Annotated in this window: 13 protein-coding genes and 2 rRNA genes; 7 read left to right on the top strand and 8 right to left on the bottom strand. The window is 38.2% G+C overall.

The window, feature by feature from the left end:
• The first annotated feature begins 139 nt into the window (after positions 1-139).
• The 6 genes from QY321_00480 (at position 140) to QY321_00455 (ending at position 6765) form a co-directional block, all read left to right on the top strand.
• Entirely contained in the window at positions 140-337 is a 198-nt protein-coding gene (locus QY321_00480; protein WKZ24898.1) for a hypothetical protein, read from the top strand.
• A gap of 38 nt (positions 338-375) precedes the next feature.
• Positions 376-804 (top strand): dUTP diphosphatase, encoded by a 429-nt coding sequence (locus QY321_00475; protein WKZ24897.1) that lies wholly within the window; start codon positions 376-378, stop codon positions 802-804.
• Positions 805-806: 2 nt separating this feature from the next.
• A complete protein-coding gene (locus QY321_00470; protein ID WKZ24896.1) occupies positions 807-1208 on the top strand; it encodes an SET domain-containing protein-lysine N-methyltransferase in 402 nt (133 codons plus the stop codon).
• Between the two features lie 120 nt (positions 1209-1328).
• The gene (locus QY321_00465) at positions 1329-2582 is read left to right on the top strand and encodes an endonuclease Q family protein (protein WKZ24895.1); all 1254 of its coding nucleotides are present in this window, start codon (positions 1329-1331) and stop codon (positions 2580-2582) included.
• Between the two features lie 93 nt (positions 2583-2675).
• Positions 2676-3728: an SIS domain-containing protein gene (locus QY321_00460; GenBank protein ID WKZ24894.1), complete on the top strand. Its 1053-nt coding sequence runs from the start codon at positions 2676-2678 to the stop codon at positions 3726-3728.
• Positions 3729-3768: 40 nt separating this feature from the next.
• Positions 3769-6765, top strand: coding sequence for a lamin tail domain-containing protein (locus QY321_00455; protein ID WKZ24893.1), 2997 nt, complete (start codon positions 3769-3771; stop codon positions 6763-6765).
• Between the two features lie 146 nt (positions 6766-6911).
• On the opposite strand, the gene QY321_00450 is transcribed toward QY321_00455, so the two are convergent.
• From QY321_00450 to QY321_00440, 3 genes are all read right to left on the bottom strand, one after another.
• On the bottom strand, positions 6912-7334 hold the full coding sequence (locus tag QY321_00450) for a hypothetical protein (GenBank protein ID WKZ24892.1): 423 nt from the start codon (positions 7332-7334) through the stop codon (positions 6912-6914).
• Positions 7335-7485: 151 nt separating this feature from the next.
• A 5S ribosomal RNA gene (gene rrf / locus QY321_00445) occupies positions 7486-7603 on the bottom strand.
• 64 nt (positions 7604-7667) lie between these two features.
• Positions 7668-11818: ribosomal RNA gene (locus QY321_00440) — 23S ribosomal RNA — on the bottom strand.
• 688 nt (positions 11819-12506) lie between these two features.
• Between QY321_00440 and QY321_00435 the strand changes: the two genes are divergently transcribed.
• On the top strand, positions 12507-12689 hold the full coding sequence (locus QY321_00435; protein ID WKZ24891.1) for a DUF378 domain-containing protein: 183 nt from the start codon (positions 12507-12509) through the stop codon (positions 12687-12689).
• Between the two features lie 135 nt (positions 12690-12824).
• Here QY321_00435 and QY321_00430 read toward each other — a convergent pair whose 3' ends face one another.
• The 5 genes from QY321_00430 to QY321_00410 all read right to left on the bottom strand — a co-directional run bounded on the left by QY321_00430 (position 12825) and on the right by QY321_00410 (position 20527).
• On the bottom strand, positions 12825-15401 hold the full coding sequence (locus QY321_00430; protein ID WKZ24890.1) for a DNA translocase FtsK 4TM domain-containing protein: 2577 nt from the start codon (positions 15399-15401) through the stop codon (positions 12825-12827).
• A gap of 114 nt (positions 15402-15515) precedes the next feature.
• Entirely contained in the window at positions 15516-16694 is a 1179-nt protein-coding gene (locus QY321_00425; protein WKZ24889.1) for an FISUMP domain-containing protein, read from the bottom strand.
• Between the two features lie 189 nt (positions 16695-16883).
• On the bottom strand, positions 16884-18092 hold the full coding sequence (locus QY321_00420; GenBank protein WKZ24888.1) for an ATP-grasp domain-containing protein: 1209 nt from the start codon (positions 18090-18092) through the stop codon (positions 16884-16886).
• A gap of 14 nt (positions 18093-18106) precedes the next feature.
• Positions 18107-19579, bottom strand: a complete 1473-nt coding sequence (locus QY321_00415) for an oxidoreductase (GenBank protein ID WKZ24887.1) — start codon at positions 19577-19579, stop codon at positions 18107-18109.
• Between the two features lie 66 nt (positions 19580-19645).
• Positions 19646-20527, bottom strand: a complete 882-nt coding sequence (locus tag QY321_00410) for an FAD:protein FMN transferase (GenBank protein ID WKZ24886.1) — start codon at positions 20525-20527, stop codon at positions 19646-19648.
• Positions 20528-20565 lie beyond the last annotated feature (38 nt).

Below are 20565 nucleotides of genomic sequence, written 5' to 3'. Positions count from 1 at the left end.
ATTCCTTTATTTAGAGAAGAGACTTAGTGTTTTTAAAGAAATATATAAATGTCCTTGTAAAATTAGCTAAATATTGATAAAATTTAGTTAGTTTTTATGTTATCTATAAAATTTATTTATTAATAATTAATTTAACTCTATGTCAAAAATTAAGCAATTTATAGGGATCTTATTGATCCTATTCTCCTTGGTTACCTTATTCATTGCGATCTTAACAATTTGGGAGGTTATTACCAATGAAATGGCTAAAGAAGCCTTCATGAAGGTTCTTTACACCTTTATCGCAATATTTATTGCTTCCTTAGTTGTAATGTTTATAACTAAAAAGAAAGAGTAAGGCTCATTACACCATTAAAAAATAATAGTAGAAGATATATGAAAATTAAAATAAAACGCTTTGATGAAAATATATCACTCCCAGAATACGAAAAAAGGGCAGCTGGCTTTGATTTTTTATGCAGAACCAACATAGTTATTAAGCCCAATGAAATACGAAGCATACCATCCAATGTTGCCTTAGTTATACCCAAAGGATATGTATTATTAGTTGTTTCACGTAGTAGCACTCCAACTCATACAGGTTTAGTTATGCCTCATTCTGTTGGTATCATTGATCCCTTCTTTTGTGGTGATGACGATGAAATACAATTAATATTTAAAAATACAACTAATAAATCTATAAGTATAAAAAAGGGAGCTAAGTTAGCACAAGGAGTCTTAATTAAATATGAAACAGCAGAATTTGTTGAGGTCAAAAAACTAAAGAAATTAAAAAGGAAAAAATTTAACTACGAAAAAAGCTAGCTATGAAATCAATTAATAATGATCAACGTGCTAAATTATGTGTTAAACGAGGCACTTCCGGCCTTGGTTTATTTGTTATAGAACCCATTAAAAAAGGTTCTTTTATCATTGAATATACAGGACCTCTGTTAACCGATGAACAGGCCCAAAAGAAACAAGGCAAATACTTGTTCGCTTTAGGCAAGACCTGGACGATTGACGGTAATAACCCCTCAAACCTCGCCCGCTATATTAATCATGCTTGCATTAAAACCAACTGCGAACCAATTCAATACGCCAAACGAATAAGATTTAGGGCTACACGAAATATTAAAGTCGGGGAAGAACTTTTCTATAATTACGGTAAAGAATATTTTGAAGCTTTTATTGGAAAAAACTGCCGGTGCGAGAAACATAGGAAATAATTAATAAGCCATATTAATAACCTGGTAAATACTTAAACACCTCAACCTATTGAGGTGTTTATGATTATCGCCCTAAATAAAAACCTTTCCTCTGACCTCTTTTTTTGCTACAATAACCCCATGAACCACATTCTAGATCTCCATATCCATTCCAAATATTCCCGGGCCTGCAGTCCTAGGCTTACTCTACCTAATATTGAAGCTAATTGTAGGGTTAAGGGTATCGATATTATTGCTACCGGTGACTTTACCTATCCGGCTTGGTTTAGAGATATTAATAACCAACTTGAAGAAATTAACTCTTCGGGATTATATAGGCTAAAAACCTCTCAAGACAACTCCATTAAATTTATTCTCTCTACCGAATTATCTTTAATATACAAAGATGGCGGAAAAGCCCGAAGAGTACACATTATGGTTACCGCTCCTAACCTTAAAGCGGTTAAAACTTTAAACGACTATCTGGATAAACACTACAATATCCGTTCAGACGGAAGACCTATTCTCGGTATGAGCTGCCCTGCTCTAGTTAAACTTTGTTTATCCATTGATCCCAATTTCTTAATCTACCCCGCCCATATCTGGACTCCTTGGTTTTCTATGTTTGGTTCAAAATCCGGCTTTAACTCAGTAGAAGAATGTTTTCATGAACAAACTGAACATATCTATGCCTATGAAACCGGTATTTCCAGTGACCCCGACATGAATTGGCGAATCTTTGGTTTAGATAACCTTACCCTGCTTTCTTCTTCAGACGCCCACTCTTTAGCTAATTTGGCTAGAGAAGCTAGTGTTTTTTCTTTAAGTAAAGAACCAAGCTACCAAGAAATTTATGATATTATCCGCTACAAAAAAACAGAAAAAATTATTAAAACCATAGAGTTCTATCCGGAAGAAGGCATGTACCATTACGACGGACATCGGGCTTGTAATATAAGTTTTGAACCTAAAGAATCTAAAAAACACCAAAATCTTTGTCCAAAATGCAATAAGCCGTTGGTTATTGGGGTATTAAACAGAGTTGAAGAACTAGCAGACAGAAAAGAAGGAGAAAGACCAGAAAAGGTATCGCCTTTTGTAAAAATTGTGGAGTTGGATAAGATAATCGCTGAATCATTAAATATTAAAAGTCGCTTCTCTAAAAAGGTTCAACAGATTTATGAGGCAATGACGAAAGAGCTAGGATCAGAACTAACCATACTCCTAGACACTGATCTTAAAACTATAAATAAAACTTTTCCCCAGATTACCGAAGGTATTAAGAGAGTAAGAGAGGGTAAATTAACTATTAAACCCGGCTATGACGGAGAGTATGGTACAGTTAGAATTTTTACTGATAAAGAAAAGGAAGAAAGGGGGAGAAAATTGTTTTAGAAGTTGAGCTTGATAAAGCCCTAAAAAAACAAATCATCTAAGTAGGCAACTAAGCTTGATTTCTTTCCTAAAATCCGCTACACTATCTATATTATGTTTCTCGCTCTCAAGCGCTCAATGCGTTTCCCAGTCTTTGAAGAATCTTTAAGTAAGTTGCCGGATCAAATGGCAGCGGTTTTTAGTGATGAAAAAAACCTTATCATAAAACCCTCTGTTAAAAACATAGATAAAATAGTTGTTAACGGTATGGGTGGTTCCAATCTTGGAGCGGAGATTATTAAATCAATTTGGCAAAATAAACTTAAAATCCCCTTAATTATTGAACCAGGTTATGAACTTAATGGTCATGTTAATAAAAAAACTCTCTACATCCTTTCTTCTTATTCCGGAACTACCGAAGAAGTCTTAGTCGCTTATGACAAAGCTAAAAAAAGAGGTGCTCAACTACTGGCTTTAACCGGAGATAAAAACAGTACCTTATTTAAAAAAGCCGAAAAAGACAATATTTCCCGTTTTTGTTTTAGTACCAAAACCAATCCATCTAATCAACCCCGTGCCGGACTTGGTCTTTCCTTAGCTTCTTTCTTGCTTATACTTAAAAAACTCGGAGTAATTAAATTACCAGACAAAGAAATAAAAGATTTAATCAAACAAGTTAAAAAAAGTAACAAAGATCTAAAAAATAATAGCTCTTCAATTAAAAAATTGGCAAAAAAGCTATCAGATAAAGAAACTATTTTAATCGGTGGTCCATTATTTGAAGGTAATCTTAAGACTCTACGTAACCAATGGTGCGAAAACGCCAAAAACTACGCCTCTTACTTGGTCTTATCCGAAATGAACCATTTTGCCATGGAAGGTCTTAAGTATCCGTCCTCCAATAAAAAAAGACTGGCTGCTTTGTTTTTTGAATCAAGCCTTAATGACAAAAGAATCAATAAACGACTTGATTTAACTAAAGAAGTTATTAAGAAACAAAATATTACTGTTTGTTCATATAGCCTTGTTGGCTCAAACGCTTTAATCCAAGCCCTGGTTATGTTGCAATTAGGTGGTTGGCTAACATACTATTTAGCTCTTGAAAACAAAGTTAACCCCATGGAAATACCTTGGGTTAATTGGTTTAAAAACAAACTCTCCTCTTAAAACCTCTCCAAAAATCTCTCCGTTCATTAACATTAATCTTATGTTTTATTTTGGAGAGAAACGACCTCTTGGTCGTCTATTGGGTTATGTAGCCTTAGCTGCCATAGCTCTTTTAATCGTTGTCCCGATCGTTAGAGCCATTTCACCCGGCGATCTCTTAATTAACCGAGTACGCATTACCGGAGGGCCTGGTAAAACAGATCAGGATGCGGTGGTTTTTTATAATAACACTAACGAAACCTTGGATTTAAATGGCCTTAGATTGGTTAAACGAACCAAAAACGGTATAACCGACACAATGATTATTAGCTGGAGCGAAGCGACGCTGCTTTTACCGGGTGGTATCTACACTTGGGCAAATGCCAATAACGGTTTTGCCGAATCGCTAGGGGCAGATATTTCTTCAAATCAGACCATTGCCAATGATAATGCCATAGCTCTGCGCTTTGGCTCCAATAACACCGGTGCGATTATTGACGCTGTCGGTTGGGGAGAAGCTTTAAACGCCTTAGTTGAGGGCTCAGCTTACCCCATCAACCCGGGAGCTAACCAATGGCTAGAGAGAATAAACTATCAAGACACAAACAACAACAGCCTAGATTTTCATATTATTAATGAAGAAAATAACGAGGAAGAGGAGAGTGAAAATGAAGAAAATGAGGAGGAGCAAGAAGAAGAAAATGAGCAAGAAAATCAAGAAGAAGAAAATGAGCAAAGCAACAACGAAGAAGAGTCTAATAATAATAACGGACTAACAGATATTGTTATTAACGAGTTTGTCTCCGATCCGCCAAGTGGACAAGATGAGTGGATTGAACTTTATAACATTACACAAGAGCCTGTTAACTTAACAGACTGGACGATTGAAGACGGCTCTGGTGCTAAAACAAAACTTACCGGTCTAATCGGTGCGGAAGAAAATAATCGTTATTATATTATTAATAAACCAAAAGGTGCTCTTAACAATAGTGGAGATATTATTATTTTACGTAATCAACTTAACCAGATAATTGATCAGGTTACTTATGGAGACTGGAATGACGGCCTAGTAGAAGACAACGCTCCGGCAGCTGGTAAAGGTTTTAGTACAGCCAGGCAAGAAGATGGCTTTAAGGCTTCTTCAGATAAAGAAAGTTTTTTTCTAACCTCAACCCCCACCAAAAACGGCCCTAACCTTATAACCAAAATAAACGAAGGAGAAAAAACTGGAGGCTATGACTACACAAAGGATATAGTAATCAGCGAAATATTCCCTAACCCGATAGGTATAGACAGTGAGCTACCTGGACAAGAGTTTATTGAACTATATAACAGAGGAGAAACAACTGTTAACTTAAACGGCTGGCGACTAGACATCGGCGGAATCTTTACCTATGAATTTAAGCAAGGACAAACCATTAAAGCCAGAGATTATTTAACCATTAACTCAAGCGTTGGATTTAATTTAAATAACTCAGGAGCCACCATTAAACTTCATCAACCCTTGAGATCTACCGCCCTACACACTGTCTCATATAAAGAAACAGCTGAAGGTTTTAGTTATGCTATGGTAAACGAAGGCGGGGAACAAGTAAACCTAAGCTGGCAGTGGACTATGATTCAAACTCCCAACAAAAGAAATGTCTTTATCACTCCCCCAACCGCCGGCTTTAATTGGTCTGGGATTATTGAAGATGGAGAAATAATTACTTTCGATAGCTCAGACACTATCTCTGGTGGAGGAAAATTATCTTATGTCTGGAACTTCGGAGACGGTAGTATTAGTGAAGAAAAACATCCTGAACATGTCTATGTTAAAGCTGGTAATTATACGGTAATTTTAACAGTTGGGACAGAATATGGAGTGTCCATGATTAGTAAAAAAATTAATATAGCCAAAGGGCAAAACCATACTGGAGGACCTGATACGCAAAATCTTAACTTAACCGGTCCAACCTCTCTGCGTTTAAGTGAAATATTTCCCAACCCCAAGGGGGCGGATGGAGATAAAGAATGGTTGGAATTAAAAAATATTGGAGAACAAACAGTTAACCTCTTAGGTTGGTCTATCTCAACTAAAAACAAACAAGGACAAAGTTTTAACGAAAATCTGGAGATAGCTCCTGGTGCTTATTTTGTCTTAACCTCGCAATATCTACCCATCCCCTTGGGTAATGCCAATGAAACAATAACTTTAAGATACGGGCAAGAGATTATAGACAGTGTTTCATATAGTAATGCCCCAGAAGAACAATCTTACATAATTATCGGTTCAGGCTGGACTTGGACTAAAACGCCAACCCCGGGAAAAGCTAATGCCCTAAGCACGACTGCAGACCCTAAGACGACCACCAAAAACGGCCAAAATCTCATGACTGGCACAGTAGTGGCCCTACCAGGTTCTTTTAGTGTCCAGTACTTTCATTTTAAGCCGGATACCGCTAAGGAAATCTATCAGGTATATAATTCAAAAAAGCTTTTCCCTGAAATGTCTATTGGAGATAGGATATCAATAACCGGAACATTATCTGAAACACAAGTTGGCCCAAGAATTAAAACCTCGGATCTAAAAGATATTATCAAGATCGGACAAGGAGACATCATACAACCACAAGAAGAAAATTCACAAAGCATACAAAACCCTCCTCATCCAAAATTGGTAATCTTTAATGGAGAAGTAGCGGCCAAGAAAAGTCCAAGACTCACTTTAATCGATGAACAAGGCGAGGTGGAGGTTTATCTAACCAAGGGTAGTGGTTTAACTGTTGGGGGATTTAAAGTGGGAGATAAATTATCTGTTACAGGATTAACCATACCCGAAGGAGATAAAATAAGGCTTACTCCAAGAAATAAGGAAGATATAAAAAGACCAGATAGCCAAGATGCTATAAATAATACTGTAGAAAATGATGAACTACAAAAAAATCTACTAGCTCAAACCAGAGATAACAAGAAAAAAATGATTCAATACATTATTATTGGAATAATCATGACCAGTGGATTGGCAGGATATCTACTCTGGAAAAAACAAACCGAAGAGAATATTAAGAATAACTAAAAATAGTCTTTTCCCAATATCTAATAAAAGAAAAACTCGAGTCATGACTCGAGTTTTCTTATAATCACCGAAGTAAAACTCCGGATCAGGGGGATCTCCCAAAAATAGTTACAAGGTAGCACGTTTAAATATCTTAGTTAAGTCGATTATATCATCACAGATAAATATAGTAAATAACCCCAAAAGAAGAGCCCTAAAGCAATAAGAATATTCCAGATTGGATTTACTTTTTTATAAATTCTTTGTTTAGCTATAATTTCAGCATCTTCAGTAAGTGGTAGAAATCTATATCTAAATATTCGGTATGATCTTTTATAAAGATATTCAGAAAGAGAGAAAATTCGAGGCACATATCCCCACAACAATAAGCTCCAAATACCCAAACCAATAAATAAGGCAGGGAATATTATTACCGGATAATCCGGGTAATCAGCATTGTTAGCAAATGAAAATGGGATTGTAGCTATAACTAACAATAACGTAATAGTAAAAGCTACCCACATTCGTGCATTGAAGTGTTTGCGATAGATAGTTTTCTCTTCTTGACTTATATTTTTTGTATCCTCCATATACTAATATTAAAAATAGATTTAATCCTTAAAATAAACCAGTTCTTATTTAATTTAATTCTAACCCACTCCCTAAAAAAGTCAATAAAAAGTTTAATAAAATCAAAAAAACCACCCATATTGGGCGGTTTTTCTTTGTTTAATAGCGCTGTCCTGGCGGCGACCTACTTTCCCAGGGCTTGGGCGGCCCAAGTATCATCGGCGCTGAAGGGCTTAACTTCTGTGTTCGAGATGAGAACAGGTGTGACCCCTTCGCAAGAACCACCAAGACGGCGCCATCAAACTCTTATAAATTGACACACGAATAAAGACTGTGATTTAAAAACAAAATTGTAGGAAAATCTAATGGTTTATTAGTACTCCTCGGCTCAATCCGTTACCGGACTTACACCTGGAGCCTATCAAGGTCATAGTCTCTGACCAACCTATGAAATCTAATCTTGAAGACAGCTTCACGCTTAGATGCTTTCAGCGTTTATCTAAACCGAAGGTAGCTACCCAGCAATGCCCTTGGTAGGACAACTGGCACACTAGAGCTTCGTTCTTCCCGGTCCTCTCGTACTAGGGAAGAGCCTTCTCAAATTTCCGCGACCATAGTAGAGAGGAGACCGACCTGTCTTACGACGGTCTGAACCCAGCTCGCGTGCCGCTTTAATGGGCGAACAGCCCAACCCTTGGGAGCTTCTCCACCCCCAGGATGCGACGAGCCGACATCGAGGTGCCGAACCACGCCGTCGCTGTGGACGCTTGGGCGTGACTAGCCTGTTATCCCCGGAGTAGCTTTTATCCGATGAGCTTCCGCCGTTCTATTTCGCACGGTCGGATCACTAAGTTCTGCTTTCGCAACTGCGCGACTTGTAGGTCTTGCAGTAAAGCTGGCTTATGCCTTTACACTATCTCCCGGGTTTCCATCCCGAGATAGCCAACCTTTGTAAACGCCTCCGTTACCTTTTAGGAGGCATCCGCCCCAGACAAACTACCCACCAGATACTGTCCTTTATCCGGATTCACGGATCGAAGTGAGGATTAAAAATATACCAGGGTGGTATCTCACTGGCGCCCGAAGGCTCCCACCTATTCTGAACAGATATATCCCTAACCCAATATCAAGCTGTAGTAAAGCTTCACGGGGTCTTTTCGTCTAGCTATGGTTAACCGGCATCTTTACCGGTCCTGTAATTTCGCCGAGTCCCTCGTTGAGACAGTTTTCAAGTTGTTATGCCATTCGTGCAGGTCGGAACTTACCCGACAAGGAATTTCGCTCTGGTCCTTCTTAATATTATCTATTAAGCCCGGACTTTATCTTATCCATAATATAATCTAGTTAACTTCAGATACTAGTCTTACATCTTAGGACCCCAGTGTTAAGTCTCTGGGGATTAATATTTAATTAATCCTGCGCCTTGCCTCCGTGTATTTCCGGATTTTTACCATGTCTCATAAAAGAGAGTGGTACCAAAAATCTTTTGAAGATTTTAGCGCATTTTACTGGGTGTTTTAGGACAACTACAACTTTCATTATAGCCAGGTAACGAACTTTAAGATAACGGTCCCAGTCCTTGTATAATCTTACCTTCGTAAAATTACACAACCTTAGGACCGTTCATCTTGTTACTCCTTAACGTTGCCGTTAAGTGGCTCAAACATTTCTGCTGAGCTCTTCAGCTTTCACTGAAGGTCGGACTATATCTTCCCGTAAACGGGTCTGACGTATAGTCTCTGAGGATGCTAAGTTTTTTCTTTTTCCACCACGATTCATTTGACTTCGTATTAAGAGAATTTTTTGAAAACCCTCTAAGGTCAAATGAGTTTCAGTTTTTATAATATAAGCCGCTCGCTTAAATAAAGCGTATTGCTTTTTCTTGTTTTGCGACAAAAAACCAAATCGATCAAAAAAAGGAATGATGTTTTCACTGATAGCCTTGAAGTTATTAACTTCAAAATACCAGACTCCATCAGGTCGTGATCTTAAAGTTCCGCAAGCTAAATGTTTTTTAAACTGAGAAAGAATATAACTTTCTTTCTGAGAAACATTAAAACAAAGAGAAACTTTATAACCGGCCCGAAAATCCGGGCGATTACGAACCACTACCATAAAACTACCTTCTCCGTCCGTAAAACCGGCTAAATAATAGCCTATACGGTCCGGAATATTTTGTATATTTAACATAGTATTAGCTTTCCTGCTGATTGTCCCTACCAAACGGATTTTCACTGGTGTTTAACCGAGTACCGCTTGTCTAACGGGAGTTTCCAGCATATAGTCAGATTTTTTAACGTAACTACAACGCTTAAACCCAAAGGGTCGTCCTAAGCTTCTATAGTTACGGCCGGCGTTCATCCGCGCTTCGATTCAAAGCTTCGCACCGAAGTGCTAACCTCTCCTCTTAACGTTCGGACACTGGCCAGGCATCACCCCCTATACATCCTCTTACGAGTTAGCAGGGAGCTGTGTTTTTGGTAAACAGTCACTTGAAATCTTTCGCTGCGGCCCCGCTTGCGCGGGGCAGGGCTTATTGCTAACTTACGCCCGCTGTTTTGCCGAGTTCCTTAACGAGGGTTCTCTCGTTCACCTTAGGCTTCTCGCCTCATCTACCTGTGTCGGTTTACGGTACGGATACTATAATCTTAACCCTAGAGGCTTTTCTGGAAAATCTCTCAGCTCAAATTGACGCCGCCCGAAAGCTTTGTCTTCAGTCAACCGCTTGAGCTTGGTGATCCGGATTTGCCTGGATCAGCTCTTGCGGACAACAACGTTCATACCATAGAAACGCTTGAACCTTGAGACTTCGTCCCCCCATCGGAAAATTACAGTAGTGCTGGAGTATTAACCAGCTCATCCATCGACTACGCTGCCACTACAGCAGCCTCGCCTTAGGGCCGACTAACCCTGGGACGATTTACGTTGCCCAGGAACCCTTAGATTTTCGGTGGGCGGGGTTTTCACCCGCCTTTATGCTACTTATGCCAACATTCTCTCTTCCAAAACCTCCACCGTGACTCACATCACGACTTCAGCGGCGTTGGAATGCTCCTCTACCACTTGTTACCTAAGTAACAAGTTCGCATCTTCGGTAATAAACTTAGCCCCGGTACATTTTCGGCGCGAGACGACTAGACTAGTGAGCTATTACGCTATCTTTAAAGGATGGCTGCTTCTAAGCCAACCTCCTAGTTGTCGCGGTCACGACACCACCTTTTACACTTAGTTTATATTTAGGGACCTTAGATGGCGATCTGGGCTGTTTCCCTTTCGACTGATGGACCTTAGCGCCCATAGTCTGACTCCCGAGCTACACGCATGGGTATTCGGAGTTTGGTTGGAGAAGGTACCTTGCGGCCCACCCCCATTCAGTGCTCTACCCCCCATGTTCAGCGCTCGAGGCTAGCCCTAAAGCTATTTCGAGGAGAACCAGCTATTGCCGAGTTCGATTGGAATTTCTCCGCTAACCACAGCTCATCCCAAAGTGTTGCACGACTTACGGGTTCGGTCCTCCCCTTGACTTTCGTCAAGGTTCAACCTGGCCATGGTTAGATCACCCGGCTTCGGGTCTTGTGCATGCGACCTTCTTATCTAATAGAAGAACAACAAAGCCTTACTTGCGTAAGGACAAATTATTGCCACTTCTAATAAATAAGAGTACGGGCGGTTAACCCTCGCTTTCACTATGACTGCTTCCGTTTAACGGAATTAATCAAGCCGCATACAACAAACTCGTTGGCTCATTCTTCAATAGGCACGCCGTCACCCGATTACCCGAAGGTAACAGGCTCCGACTGCTTGTAAGTATATGGTTTCAGATACTATTTCATCTCCCTCACCGGGATGCTTTTCACCTTTCCCTCACGGTACTAGTTCACTATCGATCTCAAGAAGTATTTAGCCTTGGGTCATAGTCGACCCTGCTTCCCACGGAATTTCACGAGTCCCGCAGTACTTAAGATTTGCCATCACAACGCCTGTCTTATTTTCGTCTACCGGGCTATCACCGTCTTTGGCCGAGCTTTCCAGCTCCTTCGACTAATAATTCAATAGCGCCGTCTTGCCGCATTAGGTAGCAATCATGGCACTCTTACAACACCGTAAAAACATATGGACCTAATTCCTTCAACATACTTTTCTCACCGAAGTGAGTCCAGTATATATGGTCTAAACGGTTTAGGCTGCTCCCCTTTCGCTCGCCACTACTCAGGGAATCGCAATCTCTTATCAAAACAGACGAAAAATCGTCAATCTTGATAAAAGATTAAATTTGTTTTCTTTTCCTTCGGCTACTAAGATGTTTCAGTTCACCGAGTACTCGTCTCACATGCCTATGTGTTCAGCATGCGGACATCCTGTCTTCAACAGGATAGGTTTCCCCATTCGGAAATCCCCGGGTCAAAGGTTGCTTGTCACCTAACCGAGGCTTATCGCAGACTGCTACGTCCTTCATCGTCTTCTTGAGTCAAGGCATCCACCATACACCCTTACGAGATTTTCCTACATCTTTGTTTTCAAAAATGCAGATCATCATTAATTGGACTCTTAACTTACAAAATTACAGTTACTTTATTCGCGTGTTCAATTTTTAAGGTAACCGTATTTTATACGGTCGTGGAATTATTACCGAAGTAACAATTCCGCGAGCGGACAAAATACTTTTAAGGGAACAAAAAAACCGCTTGTTAAGCGGCCTCTACGCAAACAAACAAGAAAGCGCTAGCCACTTATAGGATTTAATATGTTGCTTAAATACATCATAGAGATATGAGAGTTATTATACAGTAATAAAAAAAAGTGTCAAGACTAAACTGTGAATAAACAGTGGGTAAGTAAAAACACCAACTATCTATTGACAACATAGTAAATAAATGATATAATTAAAGTATGATTATTCTAAAATAATCTATAAATAATCCATAGGATAAAGCTCTTCCAAATCTAATAAAAATACCTAAAAATAACCGATTTACTTAGTAAATTGGTTATTTTTTATTATAAGCATCAAAGAATGCCAAATTATATAATAACTTTTTACAAATTTTTATACATTACCAAGTTATTTTATCCTTAATATATAAAATATTCCAGCTATTCTAGATAGTAGCTAAAAGTCTAAAAAAGTGATATAATTGAGATATAAAGGTCGAAGCCATTTCAGATACTTTACTAATGTAATAAACACACATATGAATTTAAATAGACTAGCCCAAGTCCTATTGATTATCGGAGGTCTTAACTGGCTTCTAGTTGGACTTTTTACCGGCTGGGATCTTGCAAGCTTTCTAACCGAAGCTGTAGCTAGAGTAATCTACATCCTAGTAGGTTTGTCGGCCCTTTACGCTCTGTTTACTTGGGGTAAAAAAGATTAGGAATCAAAAAAAACAATTCTTGAGATCAACTCGGGAATTGTTTTTTTATATGAAAATAAAATTTAATATCTTCTTAATCCTTTATCATTCAATATCTTAATAACTAACAATATCTCACTATCTATCCTACAATAACTATCTGGAATAGTATTTATTAAAATCAGGAGAATTATTAGATGAGTCCTTTCCTTTGTTTTTAGTCTTGTTATTATCTACTTCTTGCTCTAGATCTTCTAAATCATCTTCTTCTGGCTGTTCATCCTCAACCTCTTCAACTTCCTCTTCTTCTTGATCATCTTCAAATTGAGAGTCATCTTCATTTATTTCTACGTCAGCTTTTTTAATACTAATTTCTTTCTCTTCCTCTTCTTGTTCTTCATCTTCTTTATCCTCTTCTTCATCCTCTTCTTCGTCTTCCTCGTCTTCATTAGATTCTTCATCATCTTCTAAGTAGTTATCCGGCGCTTTAAAACTTGCCTGGTCATGGAGTCTAGCACCGGCTACCCCTTGATCTACTATGGCTTCATACTCCTCCTTACTAACCATTATCTCTCTGGCTTTAGCACCATTAGATGGCCCAATAATACCGGACTCTTCTAGTAAGTCCAAAAGTCTAGCCGCGCGAGCATAACCAATAGATAACCTTCTTTGCAGATATGAAGCTGAAGCTTTACCTGAGTTAATAATTAGCTCTTTGGCTTCTTGGAATAATTCATCGTCATCGTCAGAGCCACCATCAATACCAACACCGGCCATTCCTTTAACTTTTTGTCTTTCAACAATTTCGCTAATATATGAAGGTTCACCAGATCTTTCTTTAATGTAATCAACTATCTTTTTAATTTCTTTATCACTAATTAAAGCACCCTGGATACGTTTGGGTTTAGTTAATGAAGTGTTGGAAAAAAGCATATCTCCTCTACCTAGAAGTTTTTCTGCACCTAAAGAGTCTAGAATAGTTCTGGAATCAATACCCGAAGTTACCGAAAAGGCGATACGAGCCGACATGTTAGCTTTAATCGTACCAGTAATAACATTAACGCTGGGTCTTTGAGTAGCTAAAACCAAATGAATACCCACAGCTCTGGCCATCTGAGATAAACGAACGATGCCAGCTTCCATGTCTTTAGCGGCTACTACCATTAGATCTGCTAACTCGTCTATAATAAAAACAATGTAGGGCATCTTCTCTTTGGCATTCTGATTATAACCGGCAATATCTCTTTTATGAGCTGCTGCTAAAGTTTCAAAACGCCTGTCCATTTCATTAAGACACCACTTTAAGGCGTTAATGGTTTTTGAAACTTCAGTAATAACCGGAGTTAAAAGATGAGGTAGACCGTTATAGACGGTTAATTCCACTCTTTTAGGGTCAACCATGATAAACCTTAAATCATCTGGGTTATTTTGGTAAAGGAGAGTTACTATAATAGTATTTAACATCACCGACTTACCAGAACCTGTGGCACCAGCTACCAATAAATGAGGCATTTTAGAAACACTATCAAGCCAAACCTCGCCGGACACGTCTTTACCAAGAGCCATCATTAAATTATTGGAACGAGTCTTAAACTCTTTAGCTTCAAGAATTTCTCTTAAACCGACAGTCGCCACTGTGCGATTGGGCACCTCTATACCAACTAAAGACTTACCCGGAATAGGGGCTTCAATACGGACGGGGTGGGCGGCTAAGGACATGGAAAGGTCATTGTTTAGGGCGGTAATCCTTGATAATTTAATTCCTTCATCAGGCTTAAGAGTATATTGGGTAACAGTTGGACCAACACTAACATCTCCCATCTCCACTGGAATACCAAACTTCTCTAAAGTACTTTTAATTATCTCAGTGTTGCTTTTTATATCTCCAGCTGTTGGTTTAGAGTTTCGGCTATCTAAAAGATCTAAAGGTAAGTCTATGGAAACATGCGAAGGCTTCCAACGACCTTCGTTAACTTTCTCGCCCTTACCTTTTTCAATCGCCGCTTGTCTGGGAGAAATAATATCTCTTAAACTACGTAAACTAAAAGAATCATCTAAGCTTTGTTTCTCATCTAATTCTTCAATTTCTGGCTGTTCATCTTCAATCTCTTCCTCATCATCTTCGGATTCTTCATCTTTGTCATTATCTAAGCGTCTTCTAAAAAGACCGAAGGGCGCTAAAAGTATTTTAGCCGGCCAAGCACCTTTCTTAAAGAGTGTAGATAGATTGGTATTGAACATTAAAATTAAACCTATAACAAACAAAGTCATAATAGCGATTAAACCAACCCAAAAATCAAAAAAATGAATAACCAGTGCAGCTAAAGACCAACCCAATCTTCCCCCACCAACACCGCTTTCCAAAGAACTAGACCATTGTTCTACTTCAATAAAGATATGCAATAAACCTTGGAAAGACCAAAGGAAAATAAACATACCAAGATAGTTAAAGGCGGTAATCTCGTAGGTATCTTTTTGGTAAACAAACCAGGCAGATAAAAACAAAAGAAAAGGGATAAGCCACTTACCCCATCCAGATAACCAAGTCATTATTTTAACAAAATAAAGACCAACCTCACCCCCAAGACCAAAAAGACTTAAAAGAGAGATTAAACCCAAAGCCAATAACAAGACTGTCCAGAGGCTCTTTTTAGCTTCAGGACTTAAAGAGGTTAACCCGGAAAAGGCTATATAATCTAGCGGACTGCTTTTTTTCTTACGACGTCTGGCCATAACTTAGAAATAAAATTAATACAAAGAAAGTATAGCATTTAAAAGAGATTATATCAATTAAATAAAAACACCTTTACCGTACCAAGTAAATATGGATATGATAAATAATTATAATTAAGAATCTTTGAGGCAACGGACTGTATAACCACTAGCTTTATTAAGCGCACCTCGATAGATTGTCGAATAAGTGGAGAGCAGAAGCCGACTCCAAGCTTCAGTCGAGGTAGACTGCGGGGCTGACCAAAAAAGGCCGTAAACAGGCATATTAGCAAAAATACCTCCAGAAGAGGTGGCACGAGAGCCAGATAACATAGCGGAAAAACCAACTAAATCATCGCCAGCTCCAATACCTGATCCTTGTCCAGCTTTCTTTAGAGATTTACCAACCCCAAAAGTTCCACCCTGATCTCCATTAAGATTATCCGCACATCTTGGCCAACTAGTAACTGAAGTATTACAAGCATATTGGGTGGCAGTGCTAGCAATCGTCGCTACAGTATATTGTTCCAAGACATTAAATTCTTCATCAGTAGGAAGTTTCCAGCCGATAGGACAAGCGGTGGTAGCCGCTGGCCAGTTATAGAGAGCCCCATGAGTAGTGTAATTAGCGGTGACTTTAGCTGCCTGAACATCTGTACCCTGATAATTATAAACATAGTAATAAGGAATTGAAGCGTCACCCGCAGTGGATGGACTAACTGATGGTAGATAAGCTAAGTTTTCTTTCATCCAACATTGGTTACCAATTTGGACAGTTTGATAAGTTTTATTATCTCTTAAGTCTTCCATGTTCTGTCCACATTGAAACATACCTGAGGGAGAGTATGAAACAGCAGTTGAGGAAGGATAAGGAGAATTATCTGCTGGAGTACCAAGACAAGTTGAGATAATGTAACTTTGTCCTGATTCTATTTGAGTATAAGTATAATCATTATCTGGACAACCTCCGTCTGTATGAGGAGTAGGGTTATTGGGTACTTTGCCCATATAAACTACTCCACCGGCTTCAAAAGTAGCTCCAGGAGAAAAGTTATCTGCTTCAGGGTATGAGTTATTATCTGCATAATATAGCTCTAGAGCATTAGCCATGGCTTTTAGATCATTTAGTCTTTTAGCGTCTCTGGCACCTGCTCGTGAATTGCCTAGAGCTACTATTACTAGAGTGGATAATATACCTATGATGGCTATAACTACTAATAGTTCAATGAGGGTGAAGGCTTTTGCTGTTTTATTATATTGTGTAGTAAAGGCTTTGCTGCTGTATAATCTAGTGTTTAAGTTTCTATTTAACATACTATTTAACTCAATATTTAACCCACTATTAAACACCTCAAATGGTTGAGGTGTTTTCTTTTTTTCTTGATTCTCTTTATTTTTATATAGCATCACAGTATGACTAAAATTGAAGCTAAAAATACTCTTTTAAAAGGCAATTTATCTATATTATTATGATACCATTTAGGGTTGTTTTAAGCAATTATATTAATAATAATTAAGATTGTTTTCTACAAAATCCCAGACTGCAGCGGCTGCGTTAATGGGTGGTCCTTCTATTGGGTCATGATGTAGGTTTATAAAGGGCAATCCATTACATTCAATAATTCCCCATTTTTGGTTATCCGGGTCAGCGCTAATGTCTTTTATAATAAAATCAAAGCCAATCATCGGGTCACCAATAGCTTTAGCCGCCTGTTCTAGAATATCTTTAATCTTAGGATGCGTTTGTTGTGTTACTTCAGCACTTGAGCCTCCATATGAAACACCTATCTTTTCGGTTAGGTCAATGGTTGTACCCATAGGTAAAACTGAATTAAGATTATAACCGATTTTTTTTAAAAACTCTTTAGTATAATCTGAGGGAACAAAAACACTAACTCCCTCGTGTCTGTTTTGGTTTTTAAGATCAATTAGTTGTAGGATAGTGCTTTGGCCATCTCCGGTGATTCTTGGTGGATTACCACTTAATACTCCAACTAACTTACTACCTATCATAGTACCGCGATAGACATCACCTATTAGGTGTTCTTCCATAATTACCCAATAACAAAGTTGTTTAGCTCTTTTATAGGCCTTAAACAACTCTTCTTCAGAATTTATAAAAGTCGTAGTATGTCTACCCCTTGATCCCAATCTTGGTTTAATAATTACTGGCTTATCTAATTTCTTAAAAACTCTTAACAATGAATTATAGTTACTAAACCCTCCACCTTTTGGTATTGGTAGGCCTTTAGCTGATAATACCTTCTTAACAAGGTATTTATCATCTATCCACCAATCTCCTAGTCCCGGCATATAATGCGGTCTTGGTAATCCGGAAAAAAGAATTGGATGATCGTTTTTAACAAAAACTCGGTAATAGTCTAGGTCTTTCCCAAAAAAAATTAACCGCTCAAAACGCCAGCCGCGACTATCCGCTTCATCCCATAAAACTTCTGTTCTATGACTTAATTTATTTGGTCTTTCTTTTACGTAAGAAAGAAAGCCGGCTTTTTCTAAAATTTTCCCAACTAAAGAAAAAATATGATCAAAAAGACGATTAAATCTTTGCATTAAAAAATTATCCGTTAAGAAGGCAATAAGGGGATTAAAGATTACAGCCATTGTTTCATTAAACCAAGTCCAGTGATGAGATACCGGATTATTACCGCAATAAAGACAGTTGTCTTTTATCTGTTTAGCCGCAGTAGACATAATATTTAAGGTAATTAAAAACCAGGGAAATAATCCTTAATAACTTGTTTGCCGGACACACCATTCTTAATAATCGCTGATGAAAAACTCTCTACTAAACCATTAGGCCCGGAAATATAGAATAACCTTTTTTCATAATCTTTAACATAATCGCTTAAATGAGAAAAATCAAAAGGCTTGTCCTTAGTACTTTCAAGGTAAAAAGTTTTAAGACCATAACTAGCCGCTTCTTCAAAAATTTCCCTATAAACAAAATCTTCTTGCTGAGCTGCCAGATAAAAAAGGTAGCAATCCAGAGTTTGTTTATTATCACAAACAAACTTAGCCATACTACGAAAAGGAGTAATCCCTATACCACCAGCCAGCCAGATCATTGGGGTGGATAAATCTTTTGGTAAAATAAAATCACCCATTGCCTGGGTAGCCACTACTCTGTCTCCTGGTTTAAGAGATTTTAATTTTTCCTTAAAAGAACTACTGGGTTGATTATAGCGAATACCTAGCCTGGCTTCTTGTTCGGTTGGGGAAGAGGCTAAGGTAAAATAACGACGATTACCGCGGTTATCTGCTCCCTTGGGCTGAACCGTAAATTCCATGTATTGCCCCGATAAAAAAACCAAAGGCTTATCTGGGCTAAAAACAAACTCTTTAATGGAGGGTGTTAGGTTAACTATTTGACGCAATCTTAAATTAAATCGTCCCTTATTGCTTACAATAAAAGAAAAAATATTACCTATAACCAAAGCTAACTCCGGTGTCGGATAAATCGGACCAAAATGAAACTGGGCGGAAAAAAGCGAACCAACAATTACCCCGTAGGCTAACTGAGTTTCTTTACGAGGCGGTGTAGTTAGAGGTTCAGTTAACATAATGGTCGCAAAGAAAATAAGAGGCCAAGAGAACAAGATAACCCTTAGAGCTTCAACTAGAGAATAACCGGAGAAGTAAGTAATGACTAACATAACAACCGTAGCGGTAATAATGAAAGATGAAACCAAAGAAGCTCGTCTAATCTTTTTAGTTACCAAAAAGCCCAAAATAAGAGAAGGCAATAATAAAAATTCGCTACCAACCCACCAAACTGCCAAACCGCTACCAGTTAAACCAAAAATTACCGCCGCTAAAGCTGCCGGATTAAAGATATGTTTTCCGCGCCAAGCTAAAATATAACGACTTAAAACAGCCGTTAAACCAATAGCTGCCAAAGTTAAAAGTCCGGTTTTTTCAATGGATGGTTCAAAAATAAAAAAGAGGATTAAAGCCGTAATGACTGAAGATTCAACATTATAAAAACGAGAAAGGATCTTGGTGGCAAGAAAACAAACTAAAGAAAGAATAAGTAAAGAAGTTAAAAGTTCAAAACCGGAGTAAGGCAACACATTAAGAAAACCGAGAATAACAGATAAGGTAGCTAAAATAACCAGTCCATACAAAACCAGGCGATACATGGTTATTTGGTTAACAAAAGAATCTATGGCCTTTAACATAAAAACCTTTTAAGAAATTACCTTAAGAATACCAATATCTTAATCTTAAAATTATGACTATTATAACTATTTTAAAAACAACTCACCCTTAAAATTAGTGGAATATTTTACCGAGCGATCTTTTCCAATTATAACATATTCAAAATCATATGTCGTCTTAAGTTTTTCTGGGGGACAAAAGAAAAGAGCAGTAGCTAAAATATCCGCTAAAGCGGCTGTTTCGGCCGAAACCCAAACCGCTATAATATCTTGGGGAGACTTTTTAGTTTTCGGGTTAATAATATGATGAAAACCTGGCCAGGCCCGACGATTACCGGCTGAGGCACAAAGACTGCCGTTATGTAAAGATGCTACCCCAATTACCTTGGAAGAATCTTGGGGATCTTCTAAGCCAACCCGTACCACACTATCGGTTTCTTCCTTACGAAAAATATCTCCACCGGCGTTAATCATAAAAGATTCAAGCCCATGTTCAGTCAATATGTCAGACAAAAGATCAATGGCATAGCCTTTGCCAGCTGCCCCTAAATCAAGTATCGCCGGTTTTTTAAAAGTAATGGAGTCTTTATCAATAGATAAAACATCTTCCCAAGAAGGGGTTTCTTCTAAAACAGAAGATGCACGTAAAGAATAATTAGCGTCATAACCGGCCGAAGCAATGGTTTTGCCAATTAAAGGATTAACTAAGCCATCCGTTAAAGAATATACTTTTTCATATAAAGCCAAAAGAGGCCCGGCATCATCTGGTAAAGGATATTGCCCGGCCTTTTTGGACCAAAGAGTAATAATTGAATCTGCCCTAAAACGAGAATAAGTAAAATCAAAAAGCTCAAGTCTGTCTTTTAATTTTTCCACTAAAGAACTTTGTTCAGCCGCAGAAAGATTAGAAGGCAGATCAATAGTCCAGTCAGTACCGATAGCAGAGAAATTATGTGAAGAATATTCCATTAAGTAAAAAGATAAAAATCAATAAGCAAAAAATAATA

It is taken from the genome of Patescibacteria group bacterium, from assembly GCA_030583705.1.
Classification (GTDB): Bacteria; Patescibacteriota; Patescibacteriia; order Patescibacteriales; family Patescibacteriaceae; genus Patescibacterium.
This window is presented reverse-complemented; position numbering and strand designations above follow the sequence as displayed.

Bases quoted from the DNA above. Each gene is read 5' to 3' on its own strand.
- QY321_00480 (WKZ24898.1), top strand. From the start codon at position 140: ATGTCAAAAATTAAGCAATTTATAGGGATCTTATTGATCCTATTCTCC.
- QY321_00475 (WKZ24897.1), top strand. From the start codon at position 376: ATGAAAATTAAAATAAAACGCTTTGATGAAAATATATCACTCCCAGAA.
- QY321_00470 (WKZ24896.1), top strand. From the start codon at position 807: ATGAAATCAATTAATAATGATCAACGTGCTAAATTATGTGTTAAACGA.
- QY321_00465 (WKZ24895.1), top strand. From the start codon at position 1,329: ATGAACCACATTCTAGATCTCCATATCCATTCCAAATATTCCCGGGCC.
- QY321_00460 (WKZ24894.1), top strand. From the start codon at position 2,676: ATGTTTCTCGCTCTCAAGCGCTCAATGCGTTTCCCAGTCTTTGAAGAA.
- QY321_00455 (WKZ24893.1), top strand. From the start codon at position 3,769: ATGTTTTATTTTGGAGAGAAACGACCTCTTGGTCGTCTATTGGGTTAT.
- QY321_00450 (WKZ24892.1), bottom strand. From the start codon at position 7,334: ATGGAGGATACAAAAAATATAAGTCAAGAAGAGAAAACTATCTATCGC.
- QY321_00435 (WKZ24891.1), top strand. From the start codon at position 12,507: ATGAATTTAAATAGACTAGCCCAAGTCCTATTGATTATCGGAGGTCTT.
- QY321_00430 (WKZ24890.1), bottom strand. From the start codon at position 15,401: ATGGCCAGACGTCGTAAGAAAAAAAGCAGTCCGCTAGATTATATAGCC.
- QY321_00425 (WKZ24889.1), bottom strand. From the start codon at position 16,694: ATGTTAAATAGAAACTTAAACACTAGATTATACAGCAGCAAAGCCTTT.
- QY321_00420 (WKZ24888.1), bottom strand. From the start codon at position 18,092: ATGTCTACTGCGGCTAAACAGATAAAAGACAACTGTCTTTATTGCGGT.
- QY321_00415 (WKZ24887.1), bottom strand. From the start codon at position 19,579: ATGTTAAAGGCCATAGATTCTTTTGTTAACCAAATAACCATGTATCGC.
- QY321_00410 (WKZ24886.1), bottom strand. From the start codon at position 20,527: ATGGAATATTCTTCACATAATTTCTCTGCTATCGGTACTGACTGGACT.